Raw genomic sequence first — 14,996 nt, 5'->3', positions numbered from 1 at the left:
GGGATATTCCCTCCCGGGCGCGGGGAGGGACGGGGTGGGGCAACCACGATCCACAGGCCACGAGCCTCCCGCTGATCGCTGACGGCTGATGGTTGAAAGCTGTCAACCGCCTCACGGCAGCCGCTCAGGGACGTGCTCGAGCCGCTCTCGGCTCAGGAAGAGCAGCACGCCCTGGTGTGGGGGGAGCTCGAGTGGGATGGGTTTTTCGATCAGCAGGTGGACCCCGCGCCAGGCGGCTTGCTCCACCTCGTCGGAGCCGCCGCTTCGGGTCCCAGCGCTTGTGCACGTAGGGGTTGGTGCCCCGGTAGGCTGTGAGCTCGGTTCCCGCGCTGATGCCGGAGTAGAGCGTGCGCACCCGCACCTCCTCCGGCCCCAAAGGGGGGTCGTCGTGATCCTCGAAGCCGATCTGACGGGGTGCGGTGAAGATGAGTCGTCGTGCCACGGGGGTCCTTTCAGTGTTGGGTCGTACGTCGTACGCCTTAACCTGCGGATGGCTCGTGAGCAAAGAGCGTTCGGCGTACGGACTACTCGTCCACCACCCACGCCACCTGGTAGGGCTTGAGGATGCCCGTGAACCACTTGCCGCTGATGAGGTCGCGGCCCAAGCGGCTGACTACTTGTGAGCGGGGGGTGACGTTGATGTAGCAGCCCACGCTCTGCTCGCCGCTGCCGCGCACGATGCGCAGCACTTCCTTGGAGGGCAGGACCTGCTGAGGGGCGTTGGGGTGGAAGGCGGGGTGGGAAGCCCGCACGCGCAGGAGGTGGGTGTAGGCCGCCAGTATTTTCGAGGCCCTCGAGCCGGGGTCGCCGAGCAGTTGGTCGAGATCGGCTTGGGTGAACTTGTGCCGGTTGAGCCGCCGGTTGATGCCGCTCTCCTCCAGCGCTCCGTGGTCGGAAGGGGAACCGAAGAGGCTATGGATGTAGACGCCGGGCACCCCCTGGAGGCTGAGCAGGATGGCGTTGGCCGCCATGAAGCGGGCGATCTGCAAGCTTTCGGGTTCGGGCTCCTCGAGGTAGGGGTGGTTGAGCGCGTCGAAGAGGGTCAGGCACAGCTCGTAGGGCACCGGGCCCTCGGGGGTGTCCTTGTAGTTGACCCGCCCCCCGTGGTCGAGGGCCATCTGCATCAAAGCCGCGATCTCCACGGGCTCGAGGATGCCGCTGGCAGGCACTACGCCCAGCCCGTCGTGCGAGGCCAGGAAGTTGAAGAAGGTGGTCCGGGGCGAGGGGGGCTCGAGGGCGGCGGCCCACTGCGCGAGCTTGCCGGCGTCGCCGGTGCGGAAGGTGTGCAGCACCAGGGGCGGCAGGGGGAACTGGTAGACCATCTGGGCCTCGTCCTGCCCGTCGCCGAAGTAGGCGATGTTGTCGCGGTGGGGCACGTTGGTCTCGGTGATGAGCAGCACTTCGGGGGCCACCGCGTCGAGCACCAGGCGCAGCAGCTTGACGATGCGGTGGGCCCCCTCCAGGTGCACGCAGGAGGTGCCGACCTCCTTCCAGATGAAGCCCACCGCGTCGAGCCGGATGAGCTGCGCGCCGTGGCGCACGTAGTGCAGCAGGGCCGAGACGACCTCGAGCAGCACCTGGGGGTTGGCGTAGTTGAGGTCGATCTGGTCGGCGGAGAAGGTCGTCCACACCAGCTTCTCGCCGCTGGGGGTCTGGAAGGGGGTGAGCAGGGGCAGGGCGCGGGGCCGGAACACCGCGCTGAAGTCGGTTCCGGGCGGGGCGCTAATGAAGTAGTCGCGGTACTTGGGGTCGTCCTGCAAGAAGCCTTGGAACCAGGGGCTCGAGGCCGAGACGTGGTTGCACACCAGGTCTACCATCAGCCGAAAGTCCTTGCCGATGGCCTCGACGTCCGACCAATCCCCCCAGCCCGGCTCGACGGCCTTGAAGTCCACCACGCTAAAGCCGTCGTCGGAGGTGGAGGGGTAAAAGGGCAGGATGTGCACCCCGGAGAACACCCCGCGCAGGTGATGGCGCAGGAAGCCATACAGGGTCCGCAGGGGCGGCTCGCCCTCCGCGCGGATTTGGTCGCCGTAGGTGATGAGGATGGCGTCTTTCTCGCTCCAGCGCTCGAGGCTCGAGACGGCTTCCGCCCTGGGGAAAGCCTCGAGCAGGGTTTTGAGCCGCTCGAGCACGCTCCTGGCCTGGTGGGGATAGAGGAACTCGAGGTGCTCGAGCATTCGAGAGGCAATATCGGCGGGCATTGGCATTGTTGGTACAAAGATATTACGGGCGGGCATTAGCTATCAGCCCTCAGCAGTCAGCCGCCGGCGTCGAGGGCGTTTTGCGTACGACGTAGGACGTACGACCCGCGCTCGTCTACCCGCCATCAGCACCCTCCGCCGCCCAGTCCAACCACATCGCCGCCGTCCAGGAGAAATTCCTACCGCCCAGCCCGGCGCCGCTCGTGGGGTGGTAGTACTCGCTGAAGCCCGAGAGCTCGGCCAGTTCGCGGGTATCCCGGCGCAGGCGCTCGGCGAGGGCGAGGTGGCCGTACTCGAGGAAGCCGGTGGCGACGAGGCGGTTGACCACTGCCCACACCGGGCCGCGCCAGTAGCGCTGGGGCTCGTACTTGGGGTGGGCGGGGTCGGTGCTGGGCACCAGGTAGCGCACCTGGTGGCCCCAGGACTCCAGGGTCCGGGCCAGGCGCTCAGCCCGCTCGGGGCTGGCGGTCCCGGCGTACAGCGGCAGGAAGGAGGCGTTGGTGCCGACGCGGATGGGGGCACCCTGCACGAGGTCGTAGTTGTAGTAGAGCCCCGCCTCCGCGTCCCACAGACCTTCGATGGCGGCTCCGCTGATCCGCAGCCAGCCCTCGATCTCGGCTTCGTCGCCAAAGCCGAAATGCCGCGAAAGCCACAGCAGGTCGCGGTTGGCGCGGTGCAGCACGCAGTCGATGAGCAGGCTGGCCACCCGGAAGGGGCATTCGGCGTGCAGGCGGAGCTGGTCGTAACCGGCGCGCTTGTAGATTTCCAGCAAGGACAGATAGCGGTCGTACTCGGCCTGGCGGGGGCGCTGGCTGGGGTCGACGTGGCTGGTGTCGCGCCGGGTGTAGGGGGGCAGGTGGGGGTCCACCGGGACGCGGGCTAAGGCTTCGTCCCAGGCCGGGCTGTTGTCGGCCCCGCTCTCCCAGGGGTGAAAGGTGCTCATCAGGCCGGTGTTGTGCGGGTCGCGCTCGCGCTTGAACCAGCGGTGATAGGCCAGGATTCTGGGGTAGAGGGTTCTGGCTTTTTCCTCGGCTAGGGCCTGGTCCTTGGCCCGCTCGAGCATCCACCGCACGAAGCTGGCCACCACCGGCGGCTGGGTGATGCCCGAGGTGGGCGGGGTGTGGTGGGTTCCCCAGCGCTCAGGCCCCGGAAAATAGCTGGACTCTGGCTTGTGAAAGACGATGTGGGGCAGCATTCCGCTGTCCCACTGCCCCTGGAAGAGCAGCTCGAGTTCCTGCCAGGCCCGCGCCTCGTCGATCCTCATCCAGCCCAGCGCGGTGAAGCCCGCGTCCCATAGCCACTGGAAGGGGTAGAGCCCGGCGGTGGGCACGGTGAAGCCGCCACGGTCGTTTTCCCTGAGGATGCGGATGGCCTCCTGATCCAGCGATTCTCGTGTCTTCATGCCTGCCTCGCGTGGGTGAGCGATTGGCCGCTCGCCGGGTCGAGCCAGCGCAGGCGGCCCGGTTGGGGCCTGAGCCACAGGGTCTGCCCGGATTTGGCGGCGAAGTCGGGAGGTACCGTGACCTTGAGCTGTTGCTGCTCGTAGGCCAGCGTCAGCAGCAGGTGCGACCCCAGCGGTTCGACCACCAGGACGCGGGCGGGAAAGCTCTGGGGTTGGGGCTCGAGGTGGGCCTCGAGGTCTTCGGGCCGCACCCCCAGCAAGACGTCCTTGCCCGGCGGGGAGGAGGGTAACTCCAAAGTCAGCGACTGAATCCGGGCTTGGCTGCCCTCCACCGGCAGCCGCAGGAAATTCATCGGCGGGCTGCCGATGAAGCCGCCCACGAAGGTATCGGCGGGCTCCTGATAGACCTTCATCGGCTCGTCGTACTGCACCACGCGTCCGGCGTTCATCACCGCGATGCGATCGGCCAAGCTCATGGCTTCCACCTGGTCGTGAGTCACGTAGAGGGTAGTGGTGCGGCTTTCGGCCAGCAGGCGCTTGAGCTCGGCCCGCATCTCCAGGCGCAAAAGGGCATCGAGGTTGGATAAGGGCTCGTCCATCAGCAGCACCTCGGGCTCGACGGCCAGGGCGCGGGCCACCGCCACCCGCTGACGCTGCCCACCCGATAGCTGTGCAGGGTAGCGCTCGAGCAGGTTCTCGATGTGCATGAGCGTAGCGGCCCGCTCCACCTGGGCTCTGAGGCGCTCCGGCAAGGCCTTTTGCATTCTGAGCCCGAAGGCGATGTTCTCGAAGACGGTGAGGTGGGGAAAAACCGCGTAGTTCTGAAAGACCATCGCGATCTTGCGCGAACGTGGCGGGAGCGCCGTCACGTCGCGATCCCCGATGAACACCCGCCCGCTCTCGGCGTGCTCGAGCCCGGCGATGATGCGCAGCAGCGTGGTCTTGCCACAGCCCGAAGGTCCCAGCAGCACCACGAACTCCTGATCGCGCACCTCGAGCGAAACCCCGTTGAGGGCTTTGACCCTGCCGAAGAGCTTTACGATGTTTTCCACTCGGATTCCAGCCATAAACCTCCTAGGGGGTCGTACGTCGTACGCAAGACGCTAAACGCCCTCGACCCCTCGGCAAACCACGGACTACGAGCTGCCCGCTGAGGGCTGATCGCTGATAGCTCCTCACCGGTTTGCGATCCCCCACAGAGTGAACAGGTAGCGCCGGATCACGAAGATGAACACCAGCGCGGGCACAATCAAGAAGAAGCCGCCGGCGAAGCGGAAGGGCAGGGGGGAGTCGTTGAGCGCGGTCAGCAGGAAAGCAGGCAGGGTGCGCTCGCGCAAGGTGAGCAGCGTGGCGGCGAAGACCTCGTTCCAGGAGATTACGAAGGCGAAGATGGCCGTAGCGGCCAGCCCTGGCAGAGCCAGGGGCAGCACCACTTTGAGAAAGGCCTGGATGCGGTTGCAACCCAGGGTCCAGGCGGCTTCTTCCAATTCTCTGGGGATGCCCAGGAAGAGGCTACTGGTCACCAGTACCGCGAAGGGCAAGGCCAGCGCGGTATGCACCAGGGCCACGCCCAGAGGGGTATCGTAGAGCCCCAGGTTGATGAAGCGCACCGCCAGCGGGATCGCCAGGATCGCCAGCGGAAAGGCTCGGGTCAACAGGATCAGGATGCGGTAGGCGTCGGCCCCGGCGAAGCGATAACGGGCCAGGGCATAGCCAGCGGGAGCCCCCAGGAGCACCGCGAAAAGCAGGGTCAGGCCAGCGACTATGAGGCTGTTGCCGATGGCCTTGCCCACCCCCGCGACCCCGAAGAAGAAGGAGATGGTTTCTAAGGAGAAGTGCTGGGGCAGGATGCCCTTGGGCCAGGCGAACACCGAAGCGCGATCGCTGAAGGCCAGCGTGGCGATCAAGAAGATCGGCACGACGACCCATAGCGCCAGCAGCACGGCCAGCGCCAGGTAGATGGTGCGGGTGCTCATGCGGCCACCTCCTGCCGGGGGCGCATGAGCCTGAGGTAAAGCAGCGTCGCCAGCACCGAGATGCCCAGGATCAGCACCGAGTACGCTGCTGCTACGCCAGGGTTTTGGTAAGCGTTGTACCAAAAGTAGGCTTCCCCGGCCAGAACCGGCAGGTTGCGCCCACCCAGCGCGACCACTACCGCGAAGACTTCCAGCGCCAGTATCGTTCGCAGGATCAGCGCCACCTGCAGGCTGGGCATGAGCAGCGGCAGCGTGACCTTCCAAAAACGCCGCCAGGGAGTCGCGCCAAAGACCTCGGCAGCCTCGTTGTACTCCTTGGGGATGAGCTGCAAGCCGGCCACCAGGATCACGAGAACGATGGCCGTCGCCCGCCAGACCTCAGCCGCCACCACTGCCAGGAAGAGCATTGCCGGGGTTTCGTAGCTCAGCCATAGCCGTGGCTCCTGGATGAGCCCCAGGGCCTGCAGGAAGCTGTTGAGGTAGCCCCGCTCGGTGAAAATGGCCAGCCACGCAATGCCCGCAGCCAGATCGGAGATTCCCAGGGGAATCGTCCAGACGTACAAAAACAGGTCGCGCCCCTTGGAGATCCCTCCCAGCAGCATCGCCATGCACAGGGCCAGGATTACCTGTAAGGGCACCACCACCACGGCCAGGAGCACGGTGTATTTGACGGCATCCTTGAAGTAAAGGTCGGCGGCCATGCGCTGAAAGTGCTCCAGCGTCCACCCCTCGCTCCCCCGTATCGACAGCAATAGGGCTTCCACCAGCGGCCAGGCGAATAAAAATAGCAGGAAGATCACGCTGGGCAGGACCAGCAGGTAGGGGATGTACCGTTCACTGCGCATAAGTCCCTTTGTGTCGGATGTCAATGGCCCATAGCCAGGAGGTGTCGAGGGCCCGTAGCTCGTATTAGCGTTCGGCGTTGGGCATCTTGCGTCCCCAGAAGTAAGACATCCGGCCCTCGACACTTAGGCCTTTCGGCCATCGACATCCGGCTAGTTCACCGGGCACGGGCCTTCGCTGGCGGGGTCGGGCGACCAGCAGGGGGCCTTGGTGTCGTTCATGACCCGCCGCAGGTTGGCGGCCTCGCTGTCGAGCACTCGCCGGATGTCCTCACCCCGCAGGACGATGCGGGCGAAGGTATCCTGGAAGACCTTGTTGTACTCCCCGCCCCTGGCCCCCAGACCTACCGGCAGCAGGCTGGGCAGGGCGACATTGCTCTGGGCCTGCCGGGCGATGGCATCCGCAGCCATGCGCGTGCCTTGGGGCAGGTTGTCGGGCAGCTTGGCCTGGATGACCGGGAAGAAGCCGTTTTCCACCAGGGTGGTGATCTGCACCTCGGGACGGGTCAGATACTCGATGAGGGCCACCGCACCCGCCCGGTTGGGGGCGTTCTTGGGGATGCCCAGCCCGGCGAGCACCGGCATGAAGCCGCGGCCATAGGGTCCGATGGGAGCGGGGAAAGCCACGAAGTCATTTGGCTTTTGGTTCAGCCCGTCGCGCAGTCGGGCGATGTGGTCCCAGGCCACCCAGACTTCACCTGACAGGAGCGGTTCCTGCATGAAGTCATAGGTGGTGGACTGCGGGTTGACAAACTGCCACAGGCCCTTGAACTCACTCCACATGCGCTGGGCTTCGTCGCTGCGGAACTTGGTTACTGCGCTCTTGGTGTAGGAGGGGTAAAGGTAGCCCTGCGTGAAGCGGTGCATCAATCCCCTGGGGCCGGCGGGGAAGCCCAGCAGGCGTTTGCCGGTGGCTCTTTGGATGTTGGCGCCCCACTCCTTGAGCTGCGAGTAGGTGAGGGTGTTGAGATTGGCTCCGGCGGGCAGGTATTGCAGGGCCTGCTTGTGGGCCACCATGATGTAGGTTGCCTGCATCCAGGGGATGTAGTACTGGTTGCCCGTGCCCATCTTGCCCAGGTTGGCGAAGGTGGGGGAGAACTTGCGGTCTTTGAGCTGAGCCATTACGTCGTCCACGGTGTCCATGGCCCCGGCGGCGATCAACGGCGGAAAGTCGCCGTGCAGTCCCCCCACCAGGCTGACGTTGACCCTACCAGCCCTGGCCTCGGAGAGAATCCGGCTGGTGAAGGGGGCGTTGTCCTCGGGGATGAACTCCACCCGCCCGGAGAAGTCCTTGAGGATGACCTGGCGCATGCGCTGAGCCTCCTCGATGGGGGTGAACTGGGTGGAGACGAACAGCACCGACGGTTGCTGAGCGAACACCGCTGCCAGGGCCGCCAGCACCGCACCCATCAGACTGAAGCCGATCCACTGCTTTCTCATGCCTACCTCCTTGGTCCTTCTAGCTTTGCGGTGGCCCATCCGACCCCCGCAAAATCAACTCGGGCACCCAGATCTCCTGCAACTCCTCGGCGGGGGCCCCTCCCAGCCGCGCCAGGAGCATTTCCACCAGGCGTCGGCCCATCGCGTGGAAGGGCTGGTGCAAGGTGGAGAGGGGAGGGTCGGTGTAGTGTGCCAGGAGAATGTCGTCGTAGCCGATGACCGAGACCTCCCGCCCAGCCTTGAGGCCCCGCTCGCGCAGCGCCCGCAGGGCTCCGAGGGCCATGAGGTCGTTGGCGCACAGCAGGGCGGTTGGAGGCTGAGGCAAGCCCAGCAGGGCCTGGGTGAGCTGATAGCCGCTCTCCTCGCTTAGGTCGCCCTCGAGCACCCACTCCGCCCGCAGGGGAAGGCCCGCTTCCGCCAGGGCCCGCTGATACCCCTTCAGGCGGTGCTGGGCGAAGTTGAGCTCGTGAGGAGCCCCGATGAAAGCGATGTCGCGGTGGCCCAGGTTTAGGAGGTGCTGGGTGGCTTTGTGAAAGCCCTGCTCACCGTCTATGTCCAGGTAGGGGAATGGTTCGTCGATCAGGTCGCTGCGCCCGTGGGCTACGAAGGGGATCTTTCGCTTGAGCAGGTACACGATGCGTTCGTCCAGGCGGCGGGTGCGGGCGAGCACCAGGCCATCTACCCGCTTGCTCTCGACCAGGCGCTGGTAGCAGGAGAGTTCCTGGGGGCCAGGAGGGCTGGTGGTGACCAAAAGATCCAGGCCCACCTCAGATAGCCCCTCGCCCAGGCCGGCCAGCAACTCCAGGAAAAACGAATCGGCGAAACGCCCTTGTGGTGCGGGGATCACCACCCCGACGGTCTCGGCACGGCCTTTGCGCAGGCGCTGGCCCAGCGGATTGGGGCGGTAGCCCAGTCGGGCGGCGGCCTCGAGCACCCGCTCCCGCGTGGCCGCACTGACCCGCTGCGGGTTGTTGAGCACCCGTGAAACGGTGGCGATGGATACCCCTGCTTCCAGGGCCACCTTGCGGATGTCGGCGTTGGTTGGGGTGGGGTTACGCGGCAAAACACCCTCCAAATCGCAGATCGCGAAATCTGCTGCTGCACGTGATGTAAACGTTTTCCACATGCTATCACCCGTGACCGGGTTTGGCAAGGGCCCCCGCCCCCTTCGATCAGGACTCCTTTCTCGCCCCACTACTGTGTGCCCTGGCCTGGCTCGGGTATGTTAGGGCAATGCACGAGGTTCGCTTCAGTTCCTATCGCTACAGCGACGATACCCTCCACCTCGAGGGCACCTATTTCAAGGGCCGGGTCCAGCTTTTGCACAAAGGCGGGGTCAGGACCTGGCGGGTTTTCGTCTGGCACCGCCTGGAGGACGCCCAGAAGGGGAGCTGGGTGATGGAGGGGCTCGAGCCCTTGCCCTTCGAGGTCTACGACGACCTGAGCTGCCAGGCCGAGGGAGTGCCCGCCCTCAAGCTGTGGCTCGACCCCTTCGGCTTCGGCTGGGAGGGCCTAGAGGCGCTGGAACTCGAGGCCCACCGCTTTGGCCAGTTGGGCAAGTCCGGGGTGTGGCAGACCAGCGAATGGACTGCCTTCCACGAGGTCAACGACGGGCTGCCGCTGGGGGCGGGCATGTCCTTGCTCATCAAGGAGAAACCCGAGCGGCGGTACTACGGGCTGGGTGAGCGCACGGGCTTCTTGGACAAGAAGGGCCGCACCTGGACTAACTGGACCACCGACGACCCCATCCACTACCCCGACGCCGACCCGCTCTACCAGGCCCACCCCTTCCTGATCGGCCTCGAGGGGGACCGGGCCTGGGGAGTGTACCTCGACGAGACCTGGCGCACCGTCTTCGACCTAGCCTCAGCCGAGGACCACCAGAGCATCATCCGCACCGACGGCCCCACCTTCGACCTCTACCTCATCGCCGGCCCCTCCCCCAAGGAGGTCATCCAGCGTTACACCGCGCTGGTGGGCCGGGCCAGCCTGCCGCCATTGTGGGCGCTGGGCTACCACCAGTGCCGCTACAGCTATACCCACCAGGAGCTGGCGCTGGAGATCGCCCGCGAGTACCGCCGCCGGGAGATTCCCCTCGACGCGGTATGGCTCGACATCGACTACATGGACGGCTTCAAGGTCTTCACCTTCTCTCCCGAACGCTTTCCCGAGCCCGAAAAGCTCACCGCCGCGCTGCGGGAGATGGGGGTCAGGACCGTCACCATCGTCGATCCGGGGGTCAAGAAGGAGGAGGGGTATCTGGTCTACGAGGAGGGCCGCGCCCAGCAATACTTCATCCACTCCTACCGCGACGAGGAGCTGTGGGGTGAGGTCTGGCCCAGCCCAGCGGTCTGGCCCGACTTCACCCGCCCCGAGGTGCGCGAGTGGTGGGGCCGGCTGCACCGCTTCTACCTCGAGCATGGCATCGCGGGCATCTGGAACGACATGAACGAGCCTGCCGCCTTTACCGTCTTCGGCCAGGAGCCGCCCAAGGACAACCGCACCCTGCCCAGCTCGGCCCGCCAGGGCAACCGCTACCACGCCGAGGTGCACAACCTCTACGGCTACGGCATGTGCCAGGCCACCTACGAGGGGCTTTTGAAATTCGAGCCCTCCAAGCGCCCCTTCGTGCTCACCCGCTCGGGCTTCGCGGGCATCCAGAAATACGCCTTCGTCTGGACCGGTGACAACCACTCCTACTGGGAGCACCTCGAGGGCTCTATCCCCATGTTGCTGAACCTGGGCATGAGCGGGGTGCCCTTCGTGGGGGCCGACATCGGCGGCTTCTCGGCCCACGCCGACGGCGAATTGCTGGCGCGCTGGACCTGGCTGGGGGCCTTCTACCCCTTCATGCGCAACCACTCCGGCAAGACCAGCCGCCGCCAGGAGCCCTGGGTTTTCGGTCCCCGCTGGGAGAGCGCCATCCGCGAGGCCATCCGCTTCCGTTACCGCATGCTGCCCTACCTCTACACCCTGGCCCACGAGACGGTGGCAACCGGCCTCCCCCCCATGCGGGCGATGGTGCTCGAGCACCCCCACGACCCCGAAGTGAGCGCCCTGCACGACCAGTTCATGTGGGGCAGCGACCTGCTGGTGGCCCCCGCCGTGCGGCCCGGTCAGCGCCACCGCCTGACCTACCTCCCGCAGGGGCAATGGCAGGACTTCTGGAGCGGCGAAGGCTACGAAGGCCCCGTCCACCTGCCCACCGCGACCCCACACGACCGCATCCCGCTGTTCCAGCGGGCGGGTAGCGCGATTCCCACCACCAAGGCCGAGCCCCACACCACCGATGCCTACTGGGAAACCCTCGTCTGGCAGGTTTCCCTGGCCCCCGAGGTGCGTGGCTGGGTCTACGAGGACCAGGGTGAGGGCTACGAGCCGGGCTATATCAGCGAGCTCGAGGGAACCTACGACGGTTACACCCTGCGCCTGGACTTCACCGACCGCTGTGGCCAGCCCCGCCAGCGCGTCGAGGCCGTGATCCGCGGCGTGCGCGAGCCGCAAGGCGGGCACAGCATCCACCACTACGACCCGCAAACCCAGACCCTGACCGTGGACCTCGCCTCAGGCTCGGCGGAAGTTCACTGGTAGGATCGATAGCCGAGGGCTGATAAGCACGAATCACGCGCCACCGGCCCCCGACCCTCGACGCTCCTGGCTTTCGGCCATCAGCCAGCGGCGCTTCCGTAGGGGACAAGAACGGCTACCTCGTATGCAACGGCAGCAGGCCCTCCAACTCCAGCTCCTCGACGTGCCAGTCCTCGTGGGCCACGACGAACTCTCGCTGTTCGGCCATGAACTGCGCGGCCTCGCGCAGCACGGTCTCCACCCACACCCCGTCGTAGCCCAGCAGGCTGAAGCCCACCACCTCCCAGCCGTGGTCATCCTGCCCGGCCAGCCGCGCCGCCGAGACCGGATAGCGGCTGCGCAGGCGCTCGATGGCCGGCTTGACCAGCGCGCGTTTCTCCTTGAGGCTCTTGACCCAGGGCATCTCGAGCCGCGCCGTGTAGACCCCCAGATAGGCCCTCATCGCTTCTCAGCGTAGCAGGATTCGCTCGGGAGCGCTGTAGATGTTGAAGGACTCGCGCAGGAAGCCCACCAGCGTCAGGTTGAACTGCCGCGCGAGCTCCACGGCCAGGCTCGAGGGCGCCGAGATGGCCGCCAGGATGGGCACCCCGGCAGCCAGGGCCTTCTGGCACAGCTCGTAGCTGGCCCGCCCACTCACGAGCACCACCTTCTCCTCCAGCGGCAGCTTCCCCTCCAGCAGCGCCCAGCCGATGAGCTTGTCCAGAGCGTTGTGCCGCCCCACGTCCTCGCGCAAAGCCAGCAGATTGCCCTCCAGGTCGAACAGCGCCGCCGCGTGGAGCCCCCCGGTGCGCTCGAAAAGCCCCTGCGCCCGGCGCAGCTTCTGGGGCAACTGGGGGAGGACCTCGGCCCGGATGCGGCTCGCGTCGGCCAGGGGGCGCTGGCCGCGCAGCCTTAGTTGCTCCAGCCCCGCCTTGCCGCACACCCCGCAGGCGCTGGTGGTGTAGAAGTGGCGCTCGAGGCGCTCGAGGTCGGGGAGGCTTTCTCCCCGCAACTCCACGTTGACGATGTTGTACTGCTGGGCTTCGCCGGGGTCGGTACAGTAGGCGATCCTGCGAATCACGTCCCGTCCGCCTATGACCCCTTCGGCGAACAGGAAGCCCGCCGCCAGCTCGAAGTCCTGGCCCGGAGTGCGCAGGGTCACGGCCAGCGTCCGGCGCTGTCCTGCGGCCAGCAGCCGGATTTCCAGCGGCTCCTCGCTGACCAGCTCGTCGCCTTGGGGACGGGCCTGGCCCTCAGCCACCCGCAGCAACGTGGTCCTGACCTTGGCCGCTGGCCGGGTCGGGCTGGAGTTCGATGAACGCATAAGCTTCCTTAAAAGCGGGGATCTTGGCCTTGGCCGAGCGCAGGTCGGGGTCGAGCAGCACGTTGCCCTCCGGCCAGTGCACCTGCAAGGTGCCTGGACGGACAGGGGCGATGAAGACCTGGGCCTCCATGCGGCCTAGCGGGTTGCTCAACCACACCCGCTGACCCTGCGCGAGCCCCAGCCGTCGGGCGTCCTCGGCGCTGATGAGCACCGCGTCGCGCGGCGCGGCGTTGATGGGGTCGGTGTCCTCGAGCACCATGCTGTTGAACTGCTTGCCCCGCCGTGTCACCAGCCGGAAGGCGCCGGGAGGAAGCCGCTGCTCAGGCACCTCCACCACCCGGAAGCGGGCCTTGCCGTCGGGCGTGGGGCAGACCCCGTCCTTGCACAGGTGGGGGCCGCCGTACTGGAAGGCGTCGCCCTTCGCCACCAGCCGCTCAATCCCCTCGTAGAAGGGGACCACCTGGGCGATTTCCCGGCGGATGGCTGCGGTGTCGGCGAATTGCAGCCGGTCGGCCAGGTCGGCCCTGACCTTGTGGGCCAGCTCGAGCAGCACCTCCCACTCGGGCCGGGCCTGGCCGATGCGCGGACCCGGAATCTCGGGGCTGTAGATCACCCGGCGCTCGGTGGAGGTCTCGCTGACGCCGCCGGGCACCTCGTAGCGGGTGGTGGCTGGCAGCAGGATCACCTCGTCCCCCGGCTCGGCCAGCATCTGGCTCGAGAGCACGATGTCCTGGTGCACCCGCAACCCCACCGACTCCAGCGCCCGCCGCACGCGCTCGGGGTCGGGCAGCACCTCGAGGAAGTTGCCCCCTATGCTCCACAGCACCTCGAGTTCACCCCGCAGGGCGGCCTCGAGCATCTCCGTCGCGGTGAGACCCGGCTGGTCTGGCACCTCGAAGCCCCACCGCTCGGCGAGCTTGCGGGCGTTCTCCGGGTTGATGGGCACGCCCCCCGGAAAAGCGCTGGCATAGGCCCCCATCTCGGCCCCGCCCTGCACGCCGGAGTGTCCTCGGATGGGCATCAGGCCACAGCCCTCGCGCCCCAGATAACCCCGCGCCAGGCCCAGGTTGATGATGGCCTGCACCGCGTCCTCGCCGCTGCTGTGCTGGGTGATGCCCATGCTCCACACCAGCACGGCCCGCTCGGCTTCCATCAACATGCGGGCGAAGGTCAGCATCTCCTGGTGTGAAACCCCGCTGCTGGCCTCCAGCTCTTCCCAGCGGGCCGCGCGCAGCGACTGCACCACGGCCTCGAAGCCGCTGGTGTGCGCCTCGATGAAGCGCTCGTTGAAGCCCCCCTGCTCGAGCAGGTGCTTCATGGCCCCGGTGATGAAGGCGATGTCCCCCCCTGGTTGCACCAGGAAGAAACGGTCGGTGATGCGGGTGCCGAAGAGGGCGCTCTCGAGGTCGGAGGGGACCCAGTAGTGCTCCATGGCCGGTTCGCGGTAAGGGTTGACCACCGCCACCTTGGTCCCGGCCTTCCTGGCGTAGTAGAGGTACTTCATCATCACCGGCTGGTTCACGGCCACGTTGGAGCCAAAGAACACGATCAGGTCGGTGCCGATGAGGTCGCGGTAGCTGCACGTCGTCGCTGCTACCCCCAGCGCTTCCTTGAGGGCGACGGTGCTGGGCGAGTGGCAGATGCGCGCGGCGTTGTCGATGTTGTTGGAGCCCAGCGCCCGCACTACCTTCTGGGCCACGTAGTAGGTCTCGTTGGGCGTGCCCCGGCTGGTCAGGTAAAAGCCCAGCCGCTCGGGGGCGCTGTGGCAGATTTTGAGCGCGATGCGGTCGAGCGCTTCGGCCCAGGAGATGCGCTTGAAGCCTCTGTCGCCTTTGCGGCGGTACATCGGGTAGGGAAGACGGCCCAGCCCGCGCAGCTCAGCGGAGGATCTCGAGCGCAGCTTTTCGACGTCCTCAAGCACCCCCACGTCCAGCGGCCCCATGGTGTTGAGCCGCAGCAGCCGCAGCCGCACGTTGCACAGGTGGATGCCCTCGATCGTCCAGTCGCGCATCCCGTAAGTCCCCAGCGCGCAGCCGTCACAGACCCCCTCCTGCAAGATGCGCCAGGCATAGCCCAGCTTGTCGGCGTTCTCCCCGATGGCCCGGAAGACCTCCATGAAGTTGTTGGGCTTGTGCAGCCCCAGCCCGAAGGGGCGCCTCGAGACCCACAGCTGCGGATTCCACCCTTTCTTGACGGGTTTAAGCCCCACAGAACCTCCGATTGCCGCTATTGTACCGGCCTGCC

At 66.6% G+C, this 14,996-nt stretch carries 12 protein-coding genes; 1 reads left to right on the top strand and 11 read right to left on the bottom strand.

The window, feature by feature from the left end:
* Positions 1-111: 111 nt before the first annotated feature.
* From Mrose_RS19635 to Mrose_RS08905, 8 genes are all read right to left on the bottom strand, one after another.
* Positions 112-246, bottom strand: a complete 135-nt coding sequence (locus Mrose_RS19635) for a hypothetical protein (RefSeq protein WP_275052658.1) — start codon at positions 244-246, stop codon at positions 112-114.
* 278 nt (positions 247-524) lie between these two features.
* Positions 525-2,177 (bottom strand): sugar phosphorylase, encoded by a 1,653-nt coding sequence (locus Mrose_RS08935; RefSeq protein ID WP_245969759.1) that lies wholly within the window; start codon positions 2,175-2,177, stop codon positions 525-527.
* 139 nt (positions 2,178-2,316) lie between these two features.
* Positions 2,317-3,603 carry an amylo-alpha-1,6-glucosidase gene (locus Mrose_RS08930; protein WP_119277492.1) on the bottom strand — a complete coding sequence of 429 codons (1,287 nt, stop codon included), beginning with the start codon at positions 3,601-3,603 and terminating at the stop codon, positions 2,317-2,319.
* The gene (locus Mrose_RS08925) at positions 3,600-4,670 is read right to left on the bottom strand and encodes an ABC transporter ATP-binding protein (protein ID WP_119277490.1); all 1,071 of its coding nucleotides are present in this window, start codon (positions 4,668-4,670) and stop codon (positions 3,600-3,602) included. Before Mrose_RS08925 ends, Mrose_RS08930 begins: the two co-directional genes overlap by 4 nt.
* Before the next feature lie 108 nt (positions 4,671-4,778).
* Complete coding sequence (locus Mrose_RS08920; RefSeq protein ID WP_119277488.1) at positions 4,779-5,579, bottom strand: carbohydrate ABC transporter permease; 801 nt, start codon at positions 5,577-5,579, stop codon at positions 4,779-4,781.
* Positions 5,576-6,424, bottom strand: coding sequence for a carbohydrate ABC transporter permease (locus Mrose_RS08915; protein WP_119277487.1), 849 nt, complete (start codon positions 6,422-6,424; stop codon positions 5,576-5,578). The genes Mrose_RS08920 and Mrose_RS08915 overlap by 4 nt, the downstream gene beginning before the upstream one ends.
* Positions 6,425-6,574: 150 nt before the next feature.
* Positions 6,575-7,861: an ABC transporter substrate-binding protein gene (locus Mrose_RS08910; protein ID WP_119277485.1), complete on the bottom strand. Its 1,287-nt coding sequence runs from the start codon at positions 7,859-7,861 to the stop codon at positions 6,575-6,577.
* Between the two features lie 19 nt (positions 7,862-7,880).
* The gene (locus Mrose_RS08905) at positions 7,881-8,924 is read right to left on the bottom strand and encodes a LacI family DNA-binding transcriptional regulator (RefSeq protein WP_245969757.1); all 1,044 of its coding nucleotides are present in this window, start codon (positions 8,922-8,924) and stop codon (positions 7,881-7,883) included.
* Positions 8,925-9,094: 170 nt separating this feature from the next.
* On the opposite strand from Mrose_RS08905, the gene Mrose_RS08900 reads away from it, so the two are divergent.
* Complete coding sequence (locus Mrose_RS08900) at positions 9,095-11,452, top strand: glycoside hydrolase family 31 protein (protein WP_119277481.1); 2,358 nt, start codon at positions 9,095-9,097, stop codon at positions 11,450-11,452.
* Between the two features lie 112 nt (positions 11,453-11,564).
* Here Mrose_RS08900 and Mrose_RS08895 read toward each other — a convergent pair whose 3' ends face one another.
* The 3 genes from Mrose_RS08895 to Mrose_RS08885 are packed head-to-tail and all read right to left on the bottom strand — an operon-like array spanning position 11,565 to position 14,961.
* Positions 11,565-11,891 carry a DUF503 domain-containing protein gene (locus tag Mrose_RS08895; protein ID WP_119277479.1) on the bottom strand — a complete coding sequence of 109 codons (327 nt, stop codon included), beginning with the start codon at positions 11,889-11,891 and terminating at the stop codon, positions 11,565-11,567.
* Between the two features lie 6 nt (positions 11,892-11,897).
* A complete protein-coding gene (gene fdhD, locus Mrose_RS08890; protein WP_119277477.1) occupies positions 11,898-12,752 on the bottom strand; it encodes a formate dehydrogenase accessory sulfurtransferase FdhD in 855 nt (284 codons plus the stop codon).
* A complete protein-coding gene (locus tag Mrose_RS08885; RefSeq protein ID WP_119277475.1) occupies positions 12,682-14,961 on the bottom strand; it encodes an FdhF/YdeP family oxidoreductase in 2,280 nt (759 codons plus the stop codon). Before Mrose_RS08885 ends, fdhD begins: the two co-directional genes overlap by 71 nt.
* Positions 14,962-14,996: the final 35 nt, after the last annotated feature.

This window comes from Calidithermus roseus, assembly GCF_003574095.1.
Classification (GTDB): Bacteria; Deinococcota; Deinococci; order Deinococcales; family Thermaceae; genus Calidithermus; species Calidithermus roseus.
Note: the sequence above shows the minus strand (reverse complement) of the source record. Positions and strands in the feature narration are given on the sequence as shown.

Bases quoted from the DNA above. Each gene is read 5' to 3' on its own strand.
- Mrose_RS08900 (WP_119277481.1), top strand. From the start codon at position 9,095: ATGCACGAGGTTCGCTTCAGTTCCTATCGCTACAGCGACGATACCCTC.
- Mrose_RS08925 (WP_119277490.1), bottom strand. From the start codon at position 4,670: ATGGCTGGAATCCGAGTGGAAAACATCGTAAAGCTCTTCGGCAGGGTC.
- Mrose_RS08895 (WP_119277479.1), bottom strand. From the start codon at position 11,891: ATGAGGGCCTATCTGGGGGTCTACACGGCGCGGCTCGAGATGCCCTGG.
- fdhD (WP_119277477.1), bottom strand. From the start codon at position 12,752: ATGCGTTCATCGAACTCCAGCCCGACCCGGCCAGCGGCCAAGGTCAGG.
- Mrose_RS08910 (WP_119277485.1), bottom strand. From the start codon at position 7,861: ATGAGAAAGCAGTGGATCGGCTTCAGTCTGATGGGTGCGGTGCTGGCG.
- Mrose_RS08915 (WP_119277487.1), bottom strand. From the start codon at position 6,424: ATGCGCAGTGAACGGTACATCCCCTACCTGCTGGTCCTGCCCAGCGTG.
- Mrose_RS08930 (WP_119277492.1), bottom strand. From the start codon at position 3,603: ATGAAGACACGAGAATCGCTGGATCAGGAGGCCATCCGCATCCTCAGG.
- Mrose_RS08935 (WP_245969759.1), bottom strand. From the start codon at position 2,177: ATGCTCGAGCACCTCGAGTTCCTCTATCCCCACCAGGCCAGGAGCGTG.
- Mrose_RS08920 (WP_119277488.1), bottom strand. From the start codon at position 5,579: ATGAGCACCCGCACCATCTACCTGGCGCTGGCCGTGCTGCTGGCGCTA.